The following is a 22,508-nucleotide window of genomic DNA, read 5'->3' as shown; positions in this document are numbered from 1 at the left end:
TTCACATCCTTTCAGCGCAGGAAGTCGGGGATGTCGAGGTCGCCGGCCGGATCGCTGGCGGGAATGCTCGGCGTCACCGTGGTCGGGTTGTCGAACGGCAGCGACGTCGGATTGGCGGCCGGCGTGTAGGCGGGCTGCTGCGGCTGCTGGACCGCCGGACGCTGCGGCTGGGCTGCGGGCTGCTGCTGGGGGGCTGCAGCCGGGGTGGAGGCCGCCTGACGGGAGACCGGCGGGTGGCTCAGTACGCTGGTGGGCACCACGGAGTTCACCACGGACTGGTCCTGCGCCACGTCCTGCGCAGAGACCGGGTCGAAGCCGGCCGCGATGACGGTGACGCGCACCTCGTCGCCATAGGCGTCGTCGAGGGCGAGACCCCAGATGATCTGCGCCTCGGGGTGGATGGCCTTGCGCACCAGTTCGGTGGCCGCGGAGGCCTCCTGCAGCTTCAGGTCGGTCGGGCCGGCGATGTTGATGAGCGCGCCGTGGGCGCCCTCGATGCTCTCCTCGAGCAGCGGGGAGCTGATGGCGATCTCGGCGGCCTGGGTGGCGCGGTCCTCGCCCCGCGCCGAGCCGATGCCGAACAGTGCGGTACCGGCGCCGCGCAGGATGGAGTTCACGTCGGAGAAATCGACGTGGATGTACGAGTTCATGGAAATCAGGTCAGTGATGCCCTGCACGCCGGCAAGCAATGCGGTGTCGGCGGTCTTGAACGCCTCGATGATGCCGATGGAACGGTCGGACAGCTCCAGCAGTCGGTCGTTCGGGATGACGATCAGGGCATCGACCTCCTTGCGGAGGTTCTCGATGCCGTAATCGGCCGAAGCGGCGCGCTGCGGGCCCTCGAAGCTGAACGGACGGGTGACGACCGCGATGGTGAGGGCACCCTGCTGGTGGGCCGCACGGGCCACGATCGGGCTGGCGCCGGTACCGGTGCCGCCGCCCTCGCCGCAGGTGACGAACACCATGTCGGCGCCCTTGAGGGACTCCTCGATGTCCGACTGGTGATCCTGAGCGGCCTTCGCGCCCTTCTCCGGGTCGGCGCCGGCGCCGAGACCACGGCTGGACTGGTCAGACAGAGAGATCTTCACATCCGCATCGGAGCGCAGAAGATCCTTCGCATCGGTGTTCACCGCCACAAATTCAACGTTCTGCAAGCCTTCGGCAATCATGCGGTTGACGGCGTTTCCGCCGGCTCCACCGACGCCGACGACCTTGATATTGGTCTTGTCGTTGAACTCTGTTTGCGCGATCTCGCTCACGTTTGGCTCCTGTCACTTCACGGTTACACCCAAGAGTAGCGCAAACAGGCTACTCCGTGAGGGAAATTCACACGCCCAAGCGCGCGTGTTGTGTGGATATTTCTGCTTTTGCGGCCACCGTCCGTCCGGCGGCGGTGCTATGGGAGTCCGACATGCGGACCTCCGATCAGTAGCTGGCGTCCATCGGGTCGTCGCCGAACAGGGTTTCGCGCTCCTCGTGCGTGGTGGTGCGCGACTCAAGCCAGCCGTAGGGCAGGTGGACCTTTTTGGCGAACCGTACGCGGCCGCGCGGCTTGTCCACCACGCGCGGCGGGTACTCGATGCCGGGGTCGAGCCGGCCGATCTCGCGATCCACGTCCGCCAGGCTCTCGCATTCCATGAACGCCTTGCGCGTGGAACCGCCCACCGGGAAGCCCTTGAGATACCAAGCGATATGTTTGCGCAGGTCGTGGACCGCCATCGTCTCATCGCCGTCGTAGAACTCGGTGAGCAGTTCGGCGTGACGGCGGATGATACGGCACACCTCGCCCAGATTCGGGTTGAGGCGTTCGGGGTTGCCGGCGAAGGCGTTCTTGATGTTGGCGAACAGCCACGGACGGCCCTGACAGCCACGACCGATGGCCACGCCATCGCATCCGGTCTCGCGCACCATGGCCAGCGCATCCTCCGCACCCCAGATGTCGCCGTTGCCGAACACCGGGATGTCCAGATGCTCCTTGAGCTCGCCGATGCGTGACCAGTCGGAATGCCCTCCGTAGTATTCGGCGGTGGTCCTGGCGTGCAGCGTCACCGCGGCACACCCCTCCTCCTGGGCGATGCGCCCGGCTTCGAGGAAGGTCTCATGCGCATGGTCGATGCCCACGCGGATCTTGGCGGTGACCGGGATGCCCGCCGGATCGCACACAGCCACCACGCGATGGATGAGGTCGGTGAAGATGTCAGTCTTCCACGGCAGCGCCGATCCGCCTCCTCGACGCGTGACCTTGGGCACCGGACAACCGAAGTTGAGGTCCACATGGTCGGCCATACCCTCGTCCACCACGATTTTCGCGGCCTGTTCGACGATGGAGGGGTTCACGCCGTACAGCTGCAACGAACGGATCTTCTCGCTGGGTGCGAAGTGGCACAGGCGCAGCGCCTTGGGATTGCGAGCCACGAGCGCGCGTGCGGTAATCATCTCCGCGACGTAAAGGCCATCCGGACCATACTCCTCGCAAATCACGCGGAACGGCCAGTTGGTCACGCCCGCCATCGGCGAGAGCACAACCGGCGTGGGCACGGTGATGTGCCCCAGCCGCACCGGCGCGATGGCCACCGGCCCGTCCGGCAGGCCGGCCTGCGCGTCCGTGCGCGGGTCGAGATTGTCGGTCTCATGAGGTGCGGTAAGGATGGTTTCGCTGGTGTTGCTCACTGTCGCGGGCCTTCTGTTTGTTGTGGGAAACGTTTTGGGGACACGTAGGCCCCCTGTGACGAGGGGCTGTCATCCGCAGGATGACTGGGGGCGGGACGGCGGAATCGCGCGTCTCTTCCCCACCCGACTTCAGAGGGGGCCGATTACCTTGCCATCCACCGTATGCGGCGGGAGTCCTAGTCAGAGGGGACTCACGACGCTGGCGCGGCGGATGGCGTTTATTCAATCAGTACGGACCAATCAGTCAGACCCATTGGTATGGAACCGACCAATCGGGTCCACCGGTACAGGTTAATCAGTACAGGCCACCGGCCTCGTTGATCTTGACGGAGTCGGGCCAGGGCTCGCCGCCCATCTCGACCGGCTTGAGCGGTACGCGGGTGCGCTTCTCGCCGATGCGGGCGGAGACGTAGTCGGCGACCTTGTCCAGGGAGACGCGCTCCTGGGCCATGGTGTCACGCTCACGGATGGTCACGGCGTGGTCCTCGAGGGTGTCGAAGTCCACGGTGATGCACAGCGGGGTGCCGATCTCGTCCTGACGACGGTAACGACGGCCGATGGCGCCGGCCTCGTCGTAGTCGATCATCCACTCGTTGAAGCGCAGGTCGGCGGCCAGGTTCTGGGCCACCTCCTGCAGCTCGGGCTTCTTGGAGAGCGGCAGCACGGCGGCCTTGATCGGGGACAGGCGCGGGTCGAGACGCAGCACGGTGCGCTTGTCCACGCCGCCCTTGGTGTTCGGGGCCTCGTCCACATCGTAGGCGTCCACGAGGAAGCACATGAGGGAGCGGGTCAGGCCGGCGGCGGGCTCAATGACGTACGGGATGTACTTCTCGCCGGTGGCCTGGTTGAAGTAGCTCAGATCCTCGCCGGAGTGCTTGGCGTGCGCGGTCAGGTCGAAGTCGGTACGGTTCGCCACGCCTTCGAGCTCACCCCAGTCGGAACCCTGGAAGCCGAACTTGTATTCGATGTCCACTGTGCGCTTGGAGTAGTGGGCCAGCTTCTCCTTCGGATGCTCGTAGTGGCGCAGGTTCTCGGGCTTGACACCGAGGTCCAGATACCACTGGGTGCGGGCGTCGATCCAGTACTGGTGCCATTCCTCGTCGGTGCCGGGCTTGACGAAGAACTCCATCTCCATCTGCTCGAACTCACGGGTGCGGAAGATGAAGTTGCCGGGCGTGATCTCGTTGCGGAAGGACTTGCCCATGTTGGCGATGCCGAACGGCGGCTTGGAGCGCGAGGAGGTCATCACGTTCTTGAAGTCCACGAAGATGCCCTGCGCGGTCTCCGGACGCAGGTAGTGCAGCGAGTTCTCGTCCTCGACGGGGCCAAGATGCGTGCGCAGCATCATGTTGAAGTCGCGCGGCTCGGTCCACTGGCCACGGGTGCCGCAGTTCGGGCAGACGACGTCCTTGAGGCCGTTCTCCGGCAGCTTGTCGCCATGCTTCTCGGCGTAGGACTCCTCGAGCTTGTCGGCGCGGTTGCGCTTGTGGCAGCTGAGGCACTCGACGAGCGGATCGTTGAACACGCTCACATGACCGGAGGCCACCCACACCTCGGGAGGCAGGATGATGGAGGTGTCGACGCCGACCACGTCAGGGCGGGTGACGACCATCGAACGCCACCATTCGCGCTTGATATTGTCCTTCAGCGCGACGCCGAGCGGACCGTAATCCCAAGCGGAACGGGTGCCGCCGTAGATCTCGCCGGCGGGGAACACGAAGCCGCGACGCTTCGCAAGGGATACGACTTCATCGAGTTTGGATTGAGCCACAATGCACCTTCTGGTTTGAACGGTTTGGGGACTTTGGTTACAACCGCTTCAGGATAGCGGCATACGGTGACAGGCCGGGCCCTCATGTCCGCCTCTATCCGGCAGGACGCGGACCCGATCTAATCGTCATACTCATCGCCGCAGCAGCATCGCCGTAGTATCGCCGCAGCATCGCCGGATCACGCCGCACACCAATTCGGCGCGGGACGCACGTCTCCATCACCGCCGCAGCCGACCCACAACCGCAGATGAACAATCGGCGTATTCCATCTCAACACGTCATTGCGCACGGCTCACGTCGCATATCCTCAAAGCAGGGGTATTGAGGGGTTCGGGAAGGGTATGGCATGGGCGCGGCGCGGCATCTGCAACAGCATATGAAACGGTCCTCGATGCGTCTCGTTTGCGCGCTCGTGGCCGTCGCGGTGATCTGCTGCACGGCCTTCGTTTCGGCCGGATATCGGTTGGGCGTAGTACATAATCAACGCATTCAGGCGCTGGCCCAGTGCAATGCGGCTCGATCGGCCCTCTCCCGGAACCTGAAGACGTTGCGCAACGCCTCCCTTCTGTCGGACGATGTCGCACCGGTCGAGGCGAACATCAAAGCGGCGTTCGCCGGCAACCCCGCACTCACGGATTTCGAAAGCAGCCGCGCGCATGCGGCGACGCTGCTGGCAGAACCGTCACGGCAATGCCCTGCGAACGGTTCGATTCCGGAGCTGTCCATGCTGACCACGACGCTGCGCGGCCGGGCGCAGACCGTACGCTCGCACGCGCGCGAACTCACCCAGGCCAGCGACAAGGTCGCGAATCTGACGAACGCGGGACCGCGCCGCACCCTGGCCACGGCCATCTCGCAGGCGCAGTGGTGGGTGGATTTCACCGCGGGGCAGGTCAGCGACGAATCGACCAGAATCGCCCTGAGCGAGGCCATCGGCAACGCGCGCAACCTGTTGGACGGCAACGGCATCGTCATGGATAGGCAACCATATATGCAGCAGGTCGCCGCCCTGAACGCCGCGATGGATGCCGTGGCGGTCTCGCATAACGCGAAGCTCGGCGTGGACTGCTCGAAGGTCGCCTGCGTGGCGCTGACCTTCGACGACGGGCCGAACGCCAAGAACACGCCCGTCGTCATCGATGTGCTGCGACGCACGAAGACGACGGCCACGTTCTTCACCGTCGGCGAGCATGTCGCGAAGCCGGACGAGGGCAAGCTCACCGTCTCGCTCACGCGCGCGGGCTACCCGATCGGGAACCATTCATGGAGCCATGCGAATCTGGCCACTCTCGGTGACACGGACCTGACCGCGCAGCTGCAACGCACCAACGATGAGATTGAGCAGACGACGGGCTACGCCCCCCTGATGATCCGCCCGCCCTACAGCAGTTGGAATGATGCCGTGCGCCAGCGGGCCATCGCGATGAACGCGGCGATCATCAACTACGACACCATCGGCGTGGATTGGGCGCGCACGGCCCCGCAGGTGCGCGCCAATGTAGGGCGATGGACCAAGCCGGGATCGATCATCCTGCTGCACGACCCGCAGGACAGCACCGCGCAATCCATCGAATCGATCATCACCGATCTCAAGGCGCGCGGTTTCGTGTTCGTCACCATCCCGCAACTGCTTGGCGGGCTTCCCAAACCGGGGTGGGTCTACTACTCACGCACCGGGTATCTGACACCCGATCAGCCTTGGACCGATTCGTCCTACTTCACCGCCGAGTGGTGAGATTAGGACGTTCAGCGGCAACGACGGGTCAGCGGCTGCCAGGGGTCGAGTTCGACGGGCTCTGCCTTGGTGAGGTCGAGGGTGGCCTGGTCAAGCACGTCCTTGCGGATGATGAGTTCGGTGACGAACTGGTCGAACCAAGCGTCCGAGGCCACGTAGTAGCCATCCTTGCCGTTGTCCTTGCCCCAGCTGTTCTCGATCTTCCAACGGTCAGGACGGCCGTCGGCATCGAGGTTCACGCCGGTGAAGGTCATGGCGTGGTTGCTCGGACGATCGCCGTATTCGAGGCCGTCGGCCTTGTCGAACGTGAATTCGGTGCCGAAGAGCTGATCCACACGCACGGTGTCGCGGTCGAAGACGCCCTCGCCCCTCAAGGAAAACTGCATGCAGTCGCAGGCGAACCAGATAGGATGGCCGGCGCTGAGCTGGTCGATGGCCGCCTTCTTGAACACGTCGAGCGGCACGTTGACGAACTCCATGTCGCCCGCCTCGATGACGTTCGCCGTGTAGCGGATGCGGTAGCGCTTGCCGAACGGCGTGCGCTTCATCGGCGCGTTGGAGATGGTGACGAAATCGTTCACGTCCACCGGCACGTACTTGCGGTAGAACTCGAGCGGCGTGATGCCGGTCTCGCGGATCTGCCGGCGTTCGTCCTTGCCGGATTCGGTTTGCGTCTTGACGTCGGCCGCCTTGCTGCCATCGTCTTTGCCGTCGCCCTTGGCATCGTTGACGGTGTTGACGTCACTGGTGCCGTCGTTCTTGGTGTCGTCCTTGTCGTCGTCATCCTTGACCCGGGCCAGGAAGTCGAACGTGGCGGGCGGCTCGCCCAGCGCGATCGCGCAGATGCGGTAGACGGTGGCCATGTCCTCGCGCTTGGTTTCGCGCAGGGCCTCCAGCGACGCGCCCGCCTCGTGGCTGCGACGCAGGTCGGCGGCGAATTCGCGCAGCTTGGTGTTGAGGTACTGCTTGAAGGCGTCCGAGTCGCGGGAGTTCGCGGATTCCGGATAGGCGGACTTCGGCACGAGGCCGTACTTGTTCACCAGCGCGGCGAACATCTGCCACCAGCCGCCATCGTCGGACGGCCCGTCGTTGATGACCTCGAAGATGCGGGAGTCGGTGGGTTCGTCCAGCGTGTCCAACACATGCTCGAGATAGGTGTTCGACTTCTCGATGGCATCCCAGAAAAAGAGGTAGGTTTCGGAGAATTCGAAGTCCTCGAGGTTCCAGCGGTGCATGAGCTCGTAGCGCAGCGTATTGAGCGAGGCGAACATCCAGCAGCGGCCGGAGCGTTCCTGATTGGTGATCGATCCCTGCTTGAGCTCGATGGAGAAGTCGCGAGGCAGGCTCCTCAGGCCCCGGTAGTCGGTGGCGGCGGCGAGCACGCCGGCGGAGACTGCGGCGTTGGCGGCCACGAGGTTGACACGGTCGGCGTTGAACGCGCGCGAATAATCCTTGAGATGTGCGACGTCGACTGCGGCAGTGGACTGGTCGGTCATGATGTTCCTCCCGAAAACGTACGGCTCATGCAAACGTCTTCATGGTACTCGCCCCGCGCCGGATTCGACGGTATGCACAAGTAAGCGACCGGCAGAGTCGGGTTGAGACCCGACCCGCGCCGCATTCGGCAGTATGCTACCGGGCCTTGAACAGGCGGAAGAGGCGGGATTCACGAACGGCGAGCACGGCCAGCGCAGTGGCGACGAGGGCGCCGGCGAGCATGGCCGCGGGCGGGCGCACCGCCGCGAGGAACACCGCGGCGGGGTCGGACGGGGAGAGCCGCCAGCACAGCGCGGCGAGCAGGGGCAGGGCCACGGCGATGGAGGCCCCGGAGGTGATCAGCATCTCGCACAACGCGGTGAGCAGCTGGGCCCCTTTGCGCTGCCCGCAGTGCAGCGCGCCCGCGTATTCGAGTCGGCGGCGGCGCACGGCGGCGATGCCGATGACTACGCCGACGGCGAGCGCCGCGACGGGCAGCACGCGGGTCATGCGCGTCTCGTAGAGGCTGGCGGCGCTGTAGCGTCGGTCGTGGCTTTTGTTGAGTTGGGTGACGCCGGGCAGGGTATTGGCATCGGCTACGCCGGACATGGCGGTCTCGTTGAGCAGCAGGTCGAGTGCGTCGGTCTGCGGCCATTGCTTCGCCCAGCATTCGGCGAATGGTTTGGCGCTGGCGGATGCCGGCACGATGAGCGCGTACACGAAGCGGGTGTCGCGCCCGTCGTTGGGCCAGTCGAAGACGCCGGCGACGGGGATGTCACCATGGTCGGTCTCCATCAGGCTCCCCCTGGCCCAGCCGAAATCGTGGGCGAGCGCGGTGGAGACCCATACGCCGCTCGCGTCGGCGGCCGGCTGATTCGCGGAGGAGGAAGCAGGATCGGAAGATGAGGAGTCGGAAGAGGGAGAAGCATCGGACGGTGAGCCATGGCCGGCGGCGGTCGTCGATGATGTCGATGACACCGATGACGCCGATGACGAAATCACCGATGACAACGCGAGCAGTCGAATCATGCCGGCGGTGACCTCATAGGAGCCGATGCTGCGTCCAGGGGTAGAACGAGGTGTGATCTGCTCGCCCTCGCGCATGGCGCCGGATGCGCTGGGTCCTCCTTGTGCCTCGATGAGACGGTCACAGGCGGCTCCGTCGATGGCGGAGACGGGGCTGACGATGGTGGTCACGTCGGCGGCGGCCTCGATGCGGGCCGCTGCGGTGTTCTCCTGCCCGATGATGGTCAGCGCCTCGAAACCGCCGAACAGTGTGCCGGACACGGCCAACGCGAGGAACCAGATGATGGTGCGTGAGGCGCCGGAGGCGATGTTGCGGATCGCCTCGGAGACGATGGATGACAATCTCATGGCCGCTCTCCTTTCGGCGTGGAATCGGCAGTCGGATGTTCGGCCGGCGCATAATCGCCCAGCAAGGAACCGCCCTGCGCGGAATCAGCCAGCGCGGAACCGTCCGGCGCCGGATCGGCCGGCGCGTAGTCAGCGAGGTCGATGACCTGTTGACAGGCATCGCGCGTGTCGCGGTCATGGGTGGCGACGACCACGATCATGCCGTGGCCGGCAAGGTTGCCGAGCACATGACTGACGCTGTGCGCGGTGCGCGTATCCAACTGCGCGGTCGGCTCGTCCACGAGCAGCATGTCGGGCTTCGCGCAGACGGCTCTGGCGAGCATGAGCCGCTGCGCCTCGCCGCCGGAGAGGGCCGCGAACGGACGGTCGGCGGCGTATTCGAGCTCGAACAGCCCCATCGCCTCCAAAGCCTGCGGCTCCGCATCAGCGCGACGCATCCCCTGTGCGAGCAGCGGGAAGACCACATGGTCGAGTGCGGTGCGTTCGGCCACGCCGTACGGGTTCTGGAACACCCAACCCACCCGTCGTACGCCGCCGCGGTCCACGGTGCCGGCCCAAGGCCTCTCCCAACCCGCGAGTATCGACAGCAGTGTGGATTTGCCGCAGCCGGATGGTCCGCAGATGGCCACGGTCCGCCCCGCCTCGAGCGTGAACGATAGGTGTTCGAACAGCACGTCGGTGCCGGGGAACCGGTGCGCGAGACCCTCCCCCACCACCCGCATCGGCGAGGCGGCGGGGGAAATCTCGGCCGTGGATGCCGACTTCGCGGTCGCCGCTTTTCCACGCCGTCCCCCACGAATCAGGAACATGTCGCACCTGCAATCGCACTGCCGAGGGAGACGCGGGACGGCGTTTCGGATTGTGCCTGCGCCGTCGCGCCACCCGCGGATTCGTCTCCGGCCGTCTGCCCATCGGCGGCATCCCCCGTCTGCCGGCCCGCCGCAGTCCTCTCATCTCCCAGCCGTATGAGGCTCACGCCGAGGTCCGCGCCGATGATGGTCACCGGCATCGTCCTGCCATCGGATGCGATGCATCCGCGGTCCCCCTTGACGCCGAACACGGCGGCCGCCGGCACGCGCAGCACGTCCACGGGCGTGGCGAGCGCCACCGTGGCGTCCACGCCCTGGGTGAGGTCGGCGCCCTGCTGCGCCCACTGGAACTCCCGCGAGGCCGTGACGCGTGCGCAGAACTCGGGGTCGTCGATCACCGTGGCACCGGCCTTGAGCACACCCTGCTCGCCGAACACGGTGATCGTCTGGTCGGCGGCGTTGGGTGTGCCGTTCTTCACGGTAAGCGAGGTGATGGCACCGGGGATTTCGGCGATCGGCGATGCTGCGGCCACCATCGTGCCGGTCGCCGCCTGCCATGAGGAGGCCGTTGCGCCGTCCTGCGGCAGCCAGATCACGTCCGCAAGCGGCAACGCGCCGTCCGAACGGACGCCGAGGTTGCCGAACAGGGCGACGACCGCCCAGTAGGTGAGGCTGGAGTACTGGTCGGATTCGGGATTGGCGTTGTAGCTAAGCCGCGTCAGTTCGGCGTTGAGCGCGCGCACGTCCTCGCCCGTGTCACCAGGCGCGAGATCGCGGTAGAGCGGGCTTTCGGTGGCGAGCGTCACGATGGGCCGGCCGTCGACCTCGAGCGCGGCGGTGCCGGAATGCAGTCCTCCGGCGGAGTGATCGGCGGTCACCGTGCCGGAGGTGTTGATGAGCACCTTGCGCGGCGCGGATACCGTGGGGACCACGGTGATCTGCCGTTTCGCGTCGTACTGCTGGGTGGTGACGGGTGCGCTGGTGATCTCGCCGGCGCGGGCCAGCACCGCCGGATGCCGGTCGGGCAGCAGGAACGCGCAGGCTCCCACGCTGATCGCCGCGGTCAGGATGATCGCCAGCAGCAGCCAAGTGACAGAGACGCGCCCGCGCCGCCTGTCGCCAACGCCAAATCCGCTGCCACCACCGCCGTTTCGACTTGATTGTCTCGCCATGACAAGGTCCCCCCTTCCGGTTCACCGTCCCGCACGTCTCCACTGCCGTTTCGGGTACTGCCATGGTCCCACCGGTCTGCGCGCAAAGTCAGGCGAAGGTCAGGCATGCGCTTCCTAGAATGGGACGTACGGATTGGATTGACGGGGTGCGAATCGCCCGCAAGTCCATGAATCCGAGTCCATGGATGTACGGACTCGGATCTGGACCCGGTTCTGGACGCAGTTCCACGAATGCACACCGATGGGTCCGATCCCGACGGATGCGCGACGGATGCGCATGGTTCTCGACGAAGGCACGGGCTTTCAACGAGGATACCTTGCGGTGGTGGGCGTCGCGCACGAGGTACACGAACGATGCGTACGGTAAACAAGGGGGTTTCGATGGCATGGTTGAACGGAAGGCCGCGCATCGCAGCGGCCGTGATGCTGACGCTGGCGTTGGCCGTGGGGCTGACGGGGTGCACGCTCCCGGGAACGCCCGGCGACGGGAAGGCCGAGACGTCGAACACCGCCGGAACCGGCGATGCGTCCGCGCAGGAGGGCCCGGCGTCCACGTTGTATGAGGCGGACGAGAACGGCCGTCTGGCGAGCTCGCTGCCCGCATACATCGACGAGGTGCTCAGCGATCCGTACGTGGACGACTACGAGCGTCCCATCCTCGAGCAGGCCAAGAAGGAGGGGCGGGTCTCCACCGCCGCGTATGAGAAGGTCTGGTCGGACTACAAGACCTGCATGGTCGACCGCGGATTCAAGGAGCCGAAGCTCGAACGGTTCCCGAACGGCATGATGGACATCATGAGCCACATGCCGGGCACCGACGCGCAGGAGGAGGCATGGCAGGACGCCTACGCCGACTGCTATCTGCGATTCGATCATGTGCAGCGGCTGTACGGGCAGCAGCAGGGCAACCCGAATCTCTATGCGAATGTGGAGGAGGCGGTCGTCGACTGCATGAAACGCGAGGGCGTGGTGCCCGCAAGCTATACGGTCAAGGACTTCAATGACGGGTATACCCTGCTCCAAACGGAAGGCTTCACGGATGCAAAGGACAAGCTCGGCTACGACTTCGACGACTCGCGCGTGCGCGGCTGCAAGGCGGCGCAGGGCTGGTCGTCAAGCAGCACCGACGACCCCGTGGAGTACATCTGGTAGAGGCCGGCATATCGGCAATCGGGGCAATCAGTGCGGGAAACCGACACGGGGAATGACCGGATCGTGAGGCGGCGGAAGATGGCGGGGATACTGATCGTCGAGGACAACACAGGCATGGCCGCCTCGCTCGACGACGCGCTGCGGCATGAGGGGTACCGCACTTGGACGGCCGGGACCGGCGTCGAGGCGCTGGAGTTGCTCGCCGCGCACCGGGAGGACATCGACATCGTGCTGCTCGACCGCGATCTGCCCGTCATGTCCGGCGACACGGTGATGACGACGATCCGTTCGATGGGCATCGACGTGAGCGTGCTCATGGTCACCGCCTCCGGCAGCCTCGAGGACCGCGTGGAGGGGCTGGACCTCGGCGCGGACGACTATCTGGCCAAGCCGTTCGCTTTCCGGGAGCTGTCGGCCCGCATCCGCGCGTTGCTGCGGCACGATTCGCGCCATCGCGGGTCGCTTGGCAGCGGCGGGCCCGGCTCGGCACCCGGAACCGGACCCTCCCCGCTCATGATCGATTGCGAACGTCGGCTCGCGTACTGGCATGAGACCCCGCTGGACCTGACGGCCAAGGAATTCGCGGTGCTGCGGCGTCTGGACGAGGCGGACAGCGGATGGGTCGGTCTCGACGAGCTCATCGCCGAGGTCTGGCCGGATGGTTCGGCCAGCACGGGCGCGGCGAAAACCGTCATCTACACGCTGCGGCAGAAGATCGAACGCGCCGGCGGACGCGGGGCCATCGAATCGGCCCGCGGGAAGGGGTACCGGCTGCCATGAGCGAGCACCACGAACGTCGTACGCGACGACGCCTTCGCGTACGGTTGGCTCCCCGCACATTCCGGGGCAAGATCGCGCTGGCCATCGGTCTGTTGGTGGCGGTGTTTCTGGCAATCGCGCTGGCGTTGCAGGCCATGTTCTTCAGCCGCATCTACGACCGGTCGTCCTACCGGTTGTATCAGGTGGCCAAGGGCTCCACGCTGCCCTCGCCCGAGAACGGCGAGCTCTATGTGTCAACCACCGGCTGTTATTACACCAATTACGCGGTGGGCTGCGGGCCGATGACGCCCGGCTCGATCATGGAGATCAGCGATGCGGACATGCGCAAGCCCCTGATGCAGAGCGCCATGTGGTTCTCGCTGGCGCTGTTCGCCGCGTTCGCCGTGCTGGCCATGATCATGGCGTGGCTCATCTCGCGGCGGCTGGCCGGGCGCATCTCGTCGCTGGGCGCTCAGATGCAGCGGCTTGACCCTGCCGAACCGGGTGGGCGCGTGACGCTGGCGGGGTCCGACGAGGTGACCGATCTGGCCGGGGACGTGAACACCATGCTGGAGCGTATCGAGCGCGCGGCGGCCACGCAACGGCAGTTCATCGCGAACGCGTCGCACGAGCTGCGCACGCCGATCGCGGTGATCGAGACCAGTCTGGACGCGCCGCTGAGCCAGGGCCGCTTCCCCGATGATGTGGAGCCCGCAGTGCGGCGCGCGCTCGACGCCGATCGGAACGCCGCCGATCTGGTGGAGGGGCTGTTGGCGCTGTCGCGCGTGCAGAACATGGCGTTGCATCACGGCGACGCGGAGCCGCCGGAGACATCGCTCGGGGATGCGGCGGAACACGCGCTGGATGTCTCGTGGGATGCGATCGAGGCGCGCGGATTGAACGTGCGCACCGACATCGACCGGTCGGTGCGGGTGCGGGCGGACGAGACGATGCTCGCGCTGCTGGTCGGCAATCTCGTGCGCAATGCGGTGGTGCATAACGTGGAGTGCGGGGACATCGCCGTCACTGTGCGTGCGGCAGGCGGCGTAGTGGACGACAGTACGGTGAGTGGCGATACCGCGGACGGTAGCACGGTGAGTGGCAGCACGGTAGACGACGGTACGATGGATGGCTGCGCGGTGGACGGCTGCGCGGAGCTGTTGGTGGAGAACAGCACGGAGACGGGTGCCGATGGCGGGGCCGCCGGCGATGCGACCGTCAACGATGGGTCGGCCGGCAACAATGCCGCGCACGATTCCGGCGAATCCGGCAACCCCGACGAATCCGGTGGCTCCTCCGATGCCGGCCGGCCTTCCGATTCCAGCGATCTGGACGACTTGCTCGTTCCCTTCCACCGAGGCGCGGCCTCACGGTTGGAGAACCGGCCCGGCAATGGATTGGGCCTGTCCATCGTCAAAGAGATCGCGGATTTATACCATGCCGAGCTGCGACTCGCCAGACCCGAAGCAGGCCGATTCGCCGTTTCTGTGCGATTTTGTAACAACCATGTCCATGTTGGGGCATAACGTCGGCAACGTAATGCAGGGGAACCCGTGGGAACGCGGGTTGAGAATGGCCACGGCCTGACCCTTAGAACCTGTTGGTTAAGACCATCGTAGGGAGCAGTGATATGAGCGATGATTCGCACGCATCATGTTGCACGGACGCACACGGTGCGAATGGACACGACCATGACGAGCACGGGCATTGCGCTGATTGCCATTGCGCGAATGCGGGCAATGCCGGCAATGCGAGCAATAGCAATATAGCCACGGCGGGCGCACACGCCGATGACGACGAGCTCGCCTCGCTACGCCACGGCATCGCGCAGGCCGTACGGGATGTGAAGGCCAAGACGCCGCTGGCTCAGTCGTTCACGAACTTCGTGACCATCAATCTGGTGGCCAACGCACAGCTTGCGGCCGGTGGCACGGCTGCCATGAGCTTCCTGCCGGACGACGTGATCGACACGGCCTCCATCTCCGGCGCCGACTACATCAATGTGGGCACTTTGCTGCCCTTCTACGCGGACGCGCTGCCGCAGATCGCGCGTGCCTTCCGCAAATCCGGCCACCCGTGGGTGCTGGACCCGGTGGCGGCGGGCATCGGCCGGACGCGCACCGAGATTCTGCGCGCCTTCCGCGCCACACCGCCGACCATCGTGCGCGGCAACGCCTCCGAAATCATCGCGCTGGCCGATATGTGGGGGCTGAACCAGTCCGACGGCAACAATCCGGAGACCCGTCCCGCCGGCGTCGAGTCGGTGGATGAGGTGGACGCGGCCGTCGAACCGGCGAAGCGACTGGCCCGGTTCCTCACCGCCTCAGCCCCTGCCGGCAAGGCGGCCATGGCCGTCTCGGGCGCGGTGGATCTGGTGACCGACGGCGAGCAGGTCTACCGCTTGCCGGGCGGCAGCGCGCTGATGTCCAAGATCACCGGCGCCGGCTGCTCGTTGGGCGGCGTGACCGCCACGTATCTGGCCGTCGCCGAACCGTTGACCGCAGCCCTTGCGGCAACCCTGCTGTACAACCGCGCGGGCGAGATCGCCGAGGCCAAGGCCGACGGCCCGGGCTCGTTCCAAGTGCATCTACTGGATGCGCTGTGGAATCTCACGCCCGAACAGGTGGCGGAATCGGCGATTGCGGTGCAGTAGACCGTAGCGAGTTGAGAGGGGCGGTCTCTTCTCCGGCCTCGCTACGCGAGTCAGCTCCCTCATCAGAGGGAGCCAAGCCCACCGGTACCCGACTTGCCCATGATCCGCCGGCCAGCCCCTCAGCAGAGGGCGTCAAGACCGAGAAATCCTCACTTCCCCCGCCCACTGATACACAACAAGACTTCCTTAATAACCCAACACCAAGGAACACCAATGAACAACGAATACCCATACGCCTCCATGCGCGACTCGTTCGACCTGTCCGCGTACTTCGTGGTCGGCCCCGAGGACTGCAAGGGCCGCCCGCTCACCGATGTGGTTGATCAGGCCCTGCGCGGCGGCGCAACCTTCATCCAGTTGCGCGCCAAGAAGGCGGACGCCTCCGAACTGACCTCCATGGCCCAAGACATCGCGCAGATCATCGAGGACAACAACAAGTCCGACTCCGTGGCCTTCGTGATCGACGACCGCGCGGATGTGGTCTGGCAGGCCCGTCGCAAGGGCATCAAGGTGGACGGCGTGCATATCGGCCAGACCGACATGGAGCCGCGCGAGGCCCGCGCCCTGCTCGGCGACGAGGCGATTGTGGGTCTTTCCGCCGAGACCGAAAGCCTCGTCAAGCTCATCAACGAGCTGCCCGACGGCTGCATCGACTACATCGGCGCCGGCCCGCTGCACGTCTCCAAGACCAAGCCCGAGGCTTCGGTCGGCGGCAACGACGGTTCCGGCAAGACGCTGGACGACAAGCAGATCAACACCATCTGCGCGGCCTGCGACTTCCCGGTGGTCGTGGGCGGCGGCGTGACCGCGGCCGACATGACCATGCTGGCGGGCACCAAGGCCGCCGGCTGGTTCGCCGTCTCCGCCATCGCCGGCGCGGACGACCCGGAGGCCGCCACGCGCGCGATGGTCGAGGGATGGAAGGCCGTGCGCGGCGAGAGGAAGCACGGCTACGCCAAGCGCATCGTGACCCACACCCCGGCCGCCGACACGCAGGCCGCGCAGGAGGGCACCGCCCCGGCCGGCGCCGAGGCCACCGAGAAGAAGTTCACCAACGCCAAGGAGGCCAAGGCCGCGCAGAAGCTCGCCAAGCAGCAGCGCGTGGACATTGCCGCCCGCGGCTCCAAGCAGCGCGACAAGGCGCACATCCGCAAGACCAAGCCGGTGCACTTCGAAAACCAGTTCGGCGCTTACGATCTTGAGGTGCCGTACACCGAGATCAAGCTGTCCGACACCCCCGGCGTGGGCCCGAACCCGCCGTTCATCGACTACAACACCGAAGGCCCCAAGTGCGATCCGAAGGAGGGCCTGAAGCCCCTGCGCCTCGACTGGATCAAGGATCGCGGCGACGTCGAGGAGTACGAGGGCCGCCGCCGCAACCTCGAGGACGACGGCAAGCGCGCCATCAAGCGCGGCCGTGCGACGAAGGAATGGCGTGGCCGCACGCACCAGCCGATGCGTGCCAAGGATCACCCGGTGACCCAGATGTGGTACGCCAGCCATGGCATCGTCACCCCTGAGATGAAGTACGTGGCCGAGCGCGAGAACTGCGATGTGGAGCTCGTGCGTTCCGAGCTGGCGGCCGGTCGCGCGGTCATGCCGTGCAACATCAACCACCCGGAGGCCGAGCCGATGATCATCGGGTCCGCCTTCCTCACCAAGCTCAACGCCAACATGGGCAACTCGGCCGTCACCTCGTTCATCGACGAGGAGGTGGAGAAGCTCACTTGGGCAACCAAGTGGGGCGCCGACACCGTGATGGACCTCTCCACCGGCAACGACATCCACACCACCCGTGAGTGGATCCTTCGCAACTCCCCCGTGCCGATCGGCACCGTGCCGATGTACCAGGCGCTCGAGAAGGTCGAGGACGACGCCTCCAAGCTCAGCTGGGAGCTGTTCCGCGACACCGTCATCGAGCAGTGCGAGCAGGGCGTGGACTACATGACCATCCACGCCGGCGTACTGCTGCGTTTCGTGCCGCTGACCGCCAACCGCGTGACCGGCATCGTCTCGCGCGGCGGCTCGATCATGGCCGAATGGTGCCTGCAGCATCATCAGGAGAGCTTCCTGTACACCCACTTCGACGAACTGTGCGACATCTTCGCCAAGTACGACGTCGCCTTCTCGCTCGGCGACGGTTTGCGCCCGGGCTGCCTCGCGGATGCGAACGACGCGGCGCAGCTCGCCGAGCTCATGACGCTGGGCGAGCTCACCCAGCGCGCGTGGGCCAAGGACGTGCAGGTGATGATCGAGGGCCCGGGCCACATCCCGTTCGACACCGTGCGCATGAACATCGAGATGGAGAAGGCGATTTGCAAGGACGCGCCGTTCTACACCCTGGGACCGCTCACCACCGATACCGCGCCGGGCTACGACCACATCACCTCCGCCATCGGCGGCGTGGAGATCGCTCGCTACGGCACCGCCATGCTGTGCTACGTGACCCCGAAGGAGCACCTCGGACTGCCGAACAAGGACGACGTGAAGCAGGGCGTGATCGCCTACAAGATCGCCTGCCACGCAGCCGACATCGCCAAGCACCACCCGCACGCGCAGGATCGCGATCTCGCCATCTCCAAGGCCCGTTTCGAGTTCCGCTGGCTTGACCAGTTCAACCTCTCCTACGACCCGGACACGGCCATCGCCTTCCACGACGACACGCTGCCGGCCGAGCCCGCCAAGATGGCGCACTTCTGCTCGATGTGCGGCCCGAAGTTCTGCTCGATGGCCATCTCGCAGAACATCCGCAAGCAGTTCGGCGGCGCGGCGGCGCAGGAGCAGCTGGTGCAGGACACCCTCGCCGGCAAGATCCCGTCCGCCCAGGAGGCCCGTGGCGCGCTGACCACGCCGGCCGCATCGGCCACCCCGGGAACCGCGAGCGCCGAGGACATCCAAGCCGGCATGGCCGAGATGAGCCGCAAGTTCCAGGAAGGCGGCTCGAAGCTCTACCAGAAGGCGTGAAAACGGCCTAATTCCGTCATTTTTGACTTCTAAGAAAACGCAAGCCATATGTTCCGGAATAGTCCGGTACATATGGCTTGCGTTTTCGCGCAGAAAATACATATGAAGTCCCAATAGCACGGATGTTCTGCGCCCGGGCGATTTCTGGCGATAGCATAACCCCATATCGTGATAGCATGTGAATATACATGTTATCTTGCATGGAGGTTTGACATGGCACCATTAACCGTCCCCGTGGACACCCTCGTCCCCATCAGCCGGTTCGGCAGAGGAACCGCCAGCGCGGAATTCGCGAAGGTCGCCGACAACACTCCCGTCACCGTGCTGCGCAACAACGAACCCGTGTACTTCATCATCAACGAGCACGACTACCGTCATTTCCGCGAACTGGAGGAAGAAGTCAAGCAGCTGCGCGCCGCGGAGGCCCGTCGCCAGGCGACCAACGGCGAGTACACGCACTCCTTCAAGTCGGTCGACGATATGGACGACTACTTCGATGCGCTCTGAACCGCTGACCATCACGACAATCAGGGCCTTCGACCAGGACGCCAAAGCCCTCAAAAAGAAGCACGTCGACCTCAAGCGCATGAAACCAGCCATTCAGGCGATCATTGACGGCGACGTCGATTTGCTGCGCACGAGATACCGGGACCATGCCTTGACCGGGCAATGGGCCGGCTTCCGTGAACTGCACATCGACGCCGACTGGCTATTGGTCTACTTCATCGACGGAGACAGGCTGGTCCTTGTCCTGACCCGAACCGGATCACATGACGACCTGTATTCGGCAAAAACCCCGAAAACACTCATACACGGATACAAAGACGCGGACAGGAAACCGCTCGAAACCTGAGGACAGCATCATCGAACGGCACATGGGGACAATACAGACAGCTATGACCATATGCCGCGTCGTAACGAACCAACCACCCCTCAGACCCACCGGGCCAGCTCCTCTGATAAGGGAAGACGAAAACAAGACCACCGAACTTCCAACGCAGGACATCAAGGAGCGTAATGCACGTATTGCACACAGCTCGCTCGGTACGAAATAACAAATCAGGCGTTTTTTGCGTTTCGTACCGCGACGGCGTTATTGGGCGATTCAGACGGTTCGACGAGAATGGCTTGTTTCCGCGGTTTTCGAATTCGGCAGTGCGGTACGATACAGAATGAAAACGATTGCTTCAGCTATTGTGGCACGCGATTGCGGTACAACAGCCCGAAAACGGTCAATTCGACGAATCGTACCGCAAGCAAAGATGCATGGCGTCAAGACATATCCCGATAGACCAATCTGGTTAAGTTGCTCCAGGCGCGGTAGCATTCCCCAACACGAACCGTCTCGTCCATTCCACCAATAATCACCAGGGGTGGGCAAATAAAGCATGTCCTGCTTCTCTCGTGCCGGCGGCTATCCCTATCGGCCCCAATCCAGCTGAAGGACTATCCTGAGAGACCAACACCAGGACGGACTTCGTCTCGAATCGGCAAGAACACCGATTGCAGACCGACAAGAATGACGAGATCCACGCGCAAAGGAGAGCACATGGCCATATCGCAAGAGGCACTCGACATCATGCATTCGCCCGGAATTTACTTCTGGGACGAGAAGCTCATGTCCACCGCCCAGCAGGAGCAGCGGGACATGCTACACGATATCAACGCCCTCAAGGCGAGCGACCCGCAGCGCGAGCGACTGTTGCGGTCGTTCTTCGCCGAAATGGGCGAGGACGTGTGGATCGAACCGCCCTTCAGCGCCAACTGGGGGCTGAGCACCCATTGGGGCAGCCACACCTACGCGAACTTCAACCTCACGCTGGTGGACGACGGCGAGATCTTCATCGGCGACCATACGATGATCGGCCCGAACGTCACGCTCGTCACCACCGGTCACCCGGTTAGGCCCGATTTGCGCGAACGGGTCGCCCAGTTCTCCGAACCCATCCATATCGGACGCAATGTGTGGATCGGCGCGAACGTGACCGTGCTGCCGGGCGTCACCATCGGTGACAACTCGGTCATCGGCGCCTGCAGTCTGGTGACCCGCGACATCCCCGCCGATTCGGTCGCCTTCGGCTCCCCCTGCCGTGTGGCCCGCCCGATCAACGAGCATGACAACGAGTTTTACTGGCGAGGCCGCCGCCTCCCTGAAGGCCTCTGACGGCCCGCCACCCGAGCGGGCGAGGCCTTACGGTGGCGGCGCGAACGTACAGCCGCCTCACTACGCTCGTGAGATAACCGAAGACCCTATCAAGGAGACGATATGAGCACCACTTTGCCGGCAGTACTTGCGATTTCGGGATCGGACTCGTCCGGCGGCGCCGGCATGCAGGCCGACCTCAAGACCATGCTGGCCTGCGGCGTGTTCGGCATGAGCGCCATCACCGCGCTCACCGCGCAGAACACCACCGGTGTGCGTTCCATTCAGGACACCAAGCCCGAGATTCTGGCCGACCAGATTGACATGGTCTTCGAGGATATCCCCCCGGTGGCCGTGAAGATTGGTATGGTCTCCGCCACCGACATCATCGACGTGATTGCCGACCGTCTGACCGCGCACCACGCGACCAACATCGTGCTTGACCCGGTGATGGTCGCCACCTCCGGCGCGAAGCTCATCAGCGACGACGCCATCGCCGCCCTGACCGGCAAGCTGTTCCCGATGGCCACCGTCGTGACCCCGAACATCCCCGAGGCCGAAGCGCTCACCGACACGCTCATCCACGATCAGGAGGACATGGAGGCCGCCGCTCGCCGTATCGCGGACAGGTTCGGCTGCGCCGCGCTCGTCAAGGGCGGGCATGGCACCGAGGATGCCAACGACGTGCTCGTGGAGACCGACGGCACCGCCACCTGGTTCGATGAGACGCGCGTCGACAACCCGAACACCCATGGCACCGGCTGCACGCTGAGCTCGGCCATCGCCTCCTATCTGGCGCTGGGCGACCCGTTGCCAAAGGCCATCAAGCATGCCAAGAAGTACCTGACCGGCGCGCTCAAGGCGCAGCTGGACCTGGGCCACGGCTCCGGCCCGATGGACCACTTCTGGAAGTACCGCTGAGGTACTGAGAGGAAACCGCGTTGGCTCCCCTGCGTTCCGGGGAGCCAATTCGTTTGAACGTCAATACAGCCGCAATCACGTCCGCCAATGAGCCCGCGACCGGACCCGACTGGACCCGGCCGAACCCACAACCGAAAGGAATACCGACAATGGTTCTTGACCGCAACGCCGTGAAGCAGGAAGTGCCCATCGACCCGGCCACCGGCAAGCCGTATCTCAACACCGTGGCCGCAATCCAGGTCTCGGCCGCCGGCGTCGGCTCCGAGGTCTCGCCGTACGTGGCGCAGGCCATCGAGGTGATCCGAGAATCCGGACTGCCGCAGGAGACCAACGCCCTGTTCACCAACGTCGAAGGCGATCTGGACGACGTGCTCAAAGTGGCCGGCGAGGCCGCCAAGAAGCTCGCCGAACAGGGCTACCGCACCTCGCTCGTGCTGCACATGGACATTCGCCCCGGCTTCTCCGGACAGCTCACCGAAAAACCGAAGCTTGTGGACGAGATTCTCGCCAAGCGTTCCTAGTGGCCGGCGGCCATCGGCTCGTCGTTCGGTCATCATCCGACCCTGCGCGCGTTCACATTGTGACCTCGAGTAGGTGCTTCGGCGATACGCACCTATAGTACTGCCTATCGCAAGTGGGCAATCTCACAACGATTGCCCATAATCGGTGGATTCAAGACGCCGTCACCGGCCGTCGCCCATCCCACACAATGGGAGGACGAACAGGCACGGCACGGGTCAAGAGTTCGCCCGTCGGCAACGGAACATTGAGCGGTCGCCAACGGGCAGGATGTAGAAGAGGCGCTCATTATGACTGCTGCCGAACAGCAGATTTCCGGCAATGCCACGGCAATGGATACCGCGCAGGGGCGCGGCGCCGTGGATCAGGCCAAAGTAGAGGATATTATC

General features: G+C 64.8%; 18 protein-coding genes and 1 riboswitch. Of the genes, 11 read left to right on the top strand and 7 right to left on the bottom strand.

The genetic code is table 11. The annotated features are described in order from the left end of the window. Positions 1 to 11: 11 nt before the first annotated feature. The 3 genes from ftsZ to BG22_RS09310 all read right to left on the bottom strand — a co-directional run bounded on the left by ftsZ (position 12) and on the right by BG22_RS09310 (position 4,441). Complete coding sequence (gene ftsZ / locus BG22_RS09320; RefSeq protein WP_094667812.1) at positions 12 to 1,259, bottom strand: cell division protein FtsZ; 1,248 nt, start codon at positions 1,257 to 1,259, stop codon at positions 12 to 14. A gap of 166 nt (positions 1,260 to 1,425) precedes the next feature. Next, positions 1,426 to 2,670, bottom strand: coding sequence for a tRNA dihydrouridine synthase DusB (gene dusB / locus BG22_RS09315; RefSeq protein WP_140495035.1), 1,245 nt, complete (start codon positions 2,668 to 2,670; stop codon positions 1,426 to 1,428). Between the two features lie 295 nt (positions 2,671 to 2,965). Beyond that, positions 2,966 to 4,441 carry a glycine--tRNA ligase gene (locus BG22_RS09310; RefSeq protein ID WP_094667810.1) on the bottom strand — a complete coding sequence of 492 codons (1,476 nt, stop codon included), beginning with the start codon at positions 4,439 to 4,441 and terminating at the stop codon, positions 2,966 to 2,968. Between the two features lie 347 nt (positions 4,442 to 4,788). On the opposite strand from BG22_RS09310, the gene BG22_RS09305 reads away from it, so the two are divergent. After that, entirely contained in the window at positions 4,789 to 6,177 is a 1,389-nt protein-coding gene (locus BG22_RS09305) for a polysaccharide deacetylase family protein (protein ID WP_140495034.1), read from the top strand. An 11-nt stretch (positions 6,178 to 6,188) separates the two neighbouring features. On the opposite strand, the gene BG22_RS09300 is transcribed toward BG22_RS09305, so the two are convergent. From BG22_RS09300 to BG22_RS09285, 4 genes are all read right to left on the bottom strand, one after another. Further along, the gene (locus tag BG22_RS09300; protein ID WP_140495032.1) at positions 6,189 to 7,673 is read right to left on the bottom strand and encodes a C1 family peptidase; all 1,485 of its coding nucleotides are present in this window, start codon (positions 7,671 to 7,673) and stop codon (positions 6,189 to 6,191) included. Positions 7,674 to 7,809: 136 nt separating this feature from the next. Further along, the gene (locus BG22_RS09295) at positions 7,810 to 9,027 is read right to left on the bottom strand and encodes a hypothetical protein (RefSeq protein WP_140495030.1); all 1,218 of its coding nucleotides are present in this window, start codon (positions 9,025 to 9,027) and stop codon (positions 7,810 to 7,812) included. Next, positions 9,024 to 9,836, bottom strand: coding sequence for an ABC transporter ATP-binding protein (locus BG22_RS09290; RefSeq protein ID WP_375137719.1), 813 nt, complete (start codon positions 9,834 to 9,836; stop codon positions 9,024 to 9,026). The genes BG22_RS09295 and BG22_RS09290 overlap by 4 nt, the downstream gene beginning before the upstream one ends. Then, the gene (locus BG22_RS09285; RefSeq protein ID WP_094667806.1) at positions 9,827 to 11,008 is read right to left on the bottom strand and encodes a hypothetical protein; all 1,182 of its coding nucleotides are present in this window, start codon (positions 11,006 to 11,008) and stop codon (positions 9,827 to 9,829) included. Before BG22_RS09285 ends, BG22_RS09290 begins: the two co-directional genes overlap by 10 nt. 381 nt (positions 11,009 to 11,389) lie before the next feature. Here BG22_RS09285 and BG22_RS09280 point away from each other — a divergent pair, with 381 nt between their 5' ends. The 10 genes from BG22_RS09280 to BG22_RS09235 all read left to right on the top strand — a co-directional run bounded on the left by BG22_RS09280 (position 11,390) and on the right by BG22_RS09235 (position 22,121). After that, positions 11,390 to 12,160, top strand: a complete 771-nt coding sequence (locus BG22_RS09280) for a hypothetical protein (protein WP_094667805.1) — start codon at positions 11,390 to 11,392, stop codon at positions 12,158 to 12,160. Positions 12,161 to 12,238: 78 nt separating this feature from the next. After that, on the top strand, positions 12,239 to 12,940 hold the full coding sequence (locus BG22_RS09275; RefSeq protein WP_094667804.1) for a response regulator transcription factor: 702 nt from the start codon (positions 12,239 to 12,241) through the stop codon (positions 12,938 to 12,940). Then, complete coding sequence (locus BG22_RS09270; protein WP_140495028.1) at positions 12,937 to 14,445, top strand: HAMP domain-containing sensor histidine kinase; 1,509 nt, start codon at positions 12,937 to 12,939, stop codon at positions 14,443 to 14,445. Before BG22_RS09275 ends, BG22_RS09270 begins: the two co-directional genes overlap by 4 nt. A gap of 7 nt (positions 14,446 to 14,452) precedes the next feature. Next, positions 14,453 to 14,558: riboswitch (TPP riboswitch) on the top strand. After that, positions 14,550 to 15,572, top strand: a complete 1,023-nt coding sequence (locus BG22_RS09265) for a hydroxyethylthiazole kinase (protein ID WP_140495026.1) — start codon at positions 14,550 to 14,552, stop codon at positions 15,570 to 15,572. (Overlaps the previous riboswitch by 9 nt.) Before the next feature lie 213 nt (positions 15,573 to 15,785). Beyond that, positions 15,786 to 18,536, top strand: coding sequence for a phosphomethylpyrimidine synthase ThiC (thiC, locus tag BG22_RS09260; RefSeq protein ID WP_140495024.1), 2,751 nt, complete (start codon positions 15,786 to 15,788; stop codon positions 18,534 to 18,536). Positions 18,537 to 18,749: 213 nt separating this feature from the next. Further along, on the top strand, positions 18,750 to 19,043 hold the full coding sequence (locus BG22_RS09255) for a hypothetical protein (RefSeq protein WP_094667800.1): 294 nt from the start codon (positions 18,750 to 18,752) through the stop codon (positions 19,041 to 19,043). Continuing rightward, positions 19,033 to 19,389, top strand: a complete 357-nt coding sequence (locus tag BG22_RS09250) for a type II toxin-antitoxin system YafQ family toxin (RefSeq protein ID WP_140495022.1) — start codon at positions 19,033 to 19,035, stop codon at positions 19,387 to 19,389. Before BG22_RS09255 ends, BG22_RS09250 begins: the two co-directional genes overlap by 11 nt. A 696-nt stretch (positions 19,390 to 20,085) precedes the next feature. Then, the gene (locus BG22_RS09245; RefSeq protein WP_094667798.1) at positions 20,086 to 20,700 is read left to right on the top strand and encodes a sugar O-acetyltransferase; all 615 of its coding nucleotides are present in this window, start codon (positions 20,086 to 20,088) and stop codon (positions 20,698 to 20,700) included. 102 nt (positions 20,701 to 20,802) lie between these two features. Beyond that, positions 20,803 to 21,600, top strand: a complete 798-nt coding sequence (gene thiD / locus BG22_RS09240; protein ID WP_094667797.1) for a bifunctional hydroxymethylpyrimidine kinase/phosphomethylpyrimidine kinase — start codon at positions 20,803 to 20,805, stop codon at positions 21,598 to 21,600. Positions 21,601 to 21,749: 149 nt separating this feature from the next. Further along, positions 21,750 to 22,121, top strand: a complete 372-nt coding sequence (locus tag BG22_RS09235; protein ID WP_094667796.1) for a thiamine-binding protein — start codon at positions 21,750 to 21,752, stop codon at positions 22,119 to 22,121. Positions 22,122 to 22,508 lie beyond the last annotated feature (387 nt).

It is taken from the genome of Bifidobacterium sp. UTBIF-78, assembly GCF_006408945.1.
In the GTDB taxonomy this organism is placed as follows: Bacteria; Actinomycetota; Actinomycetes; order Actinomycetales; family Bifidobacteriaceae; genus Bifidobacterium; species Bifidobacterium myosotis.
The sequence above is the reverse complement of the archived record's forward strand: the minus strand, read 5'-3'. Positions and strand labels throughout refer to the sequence as shown.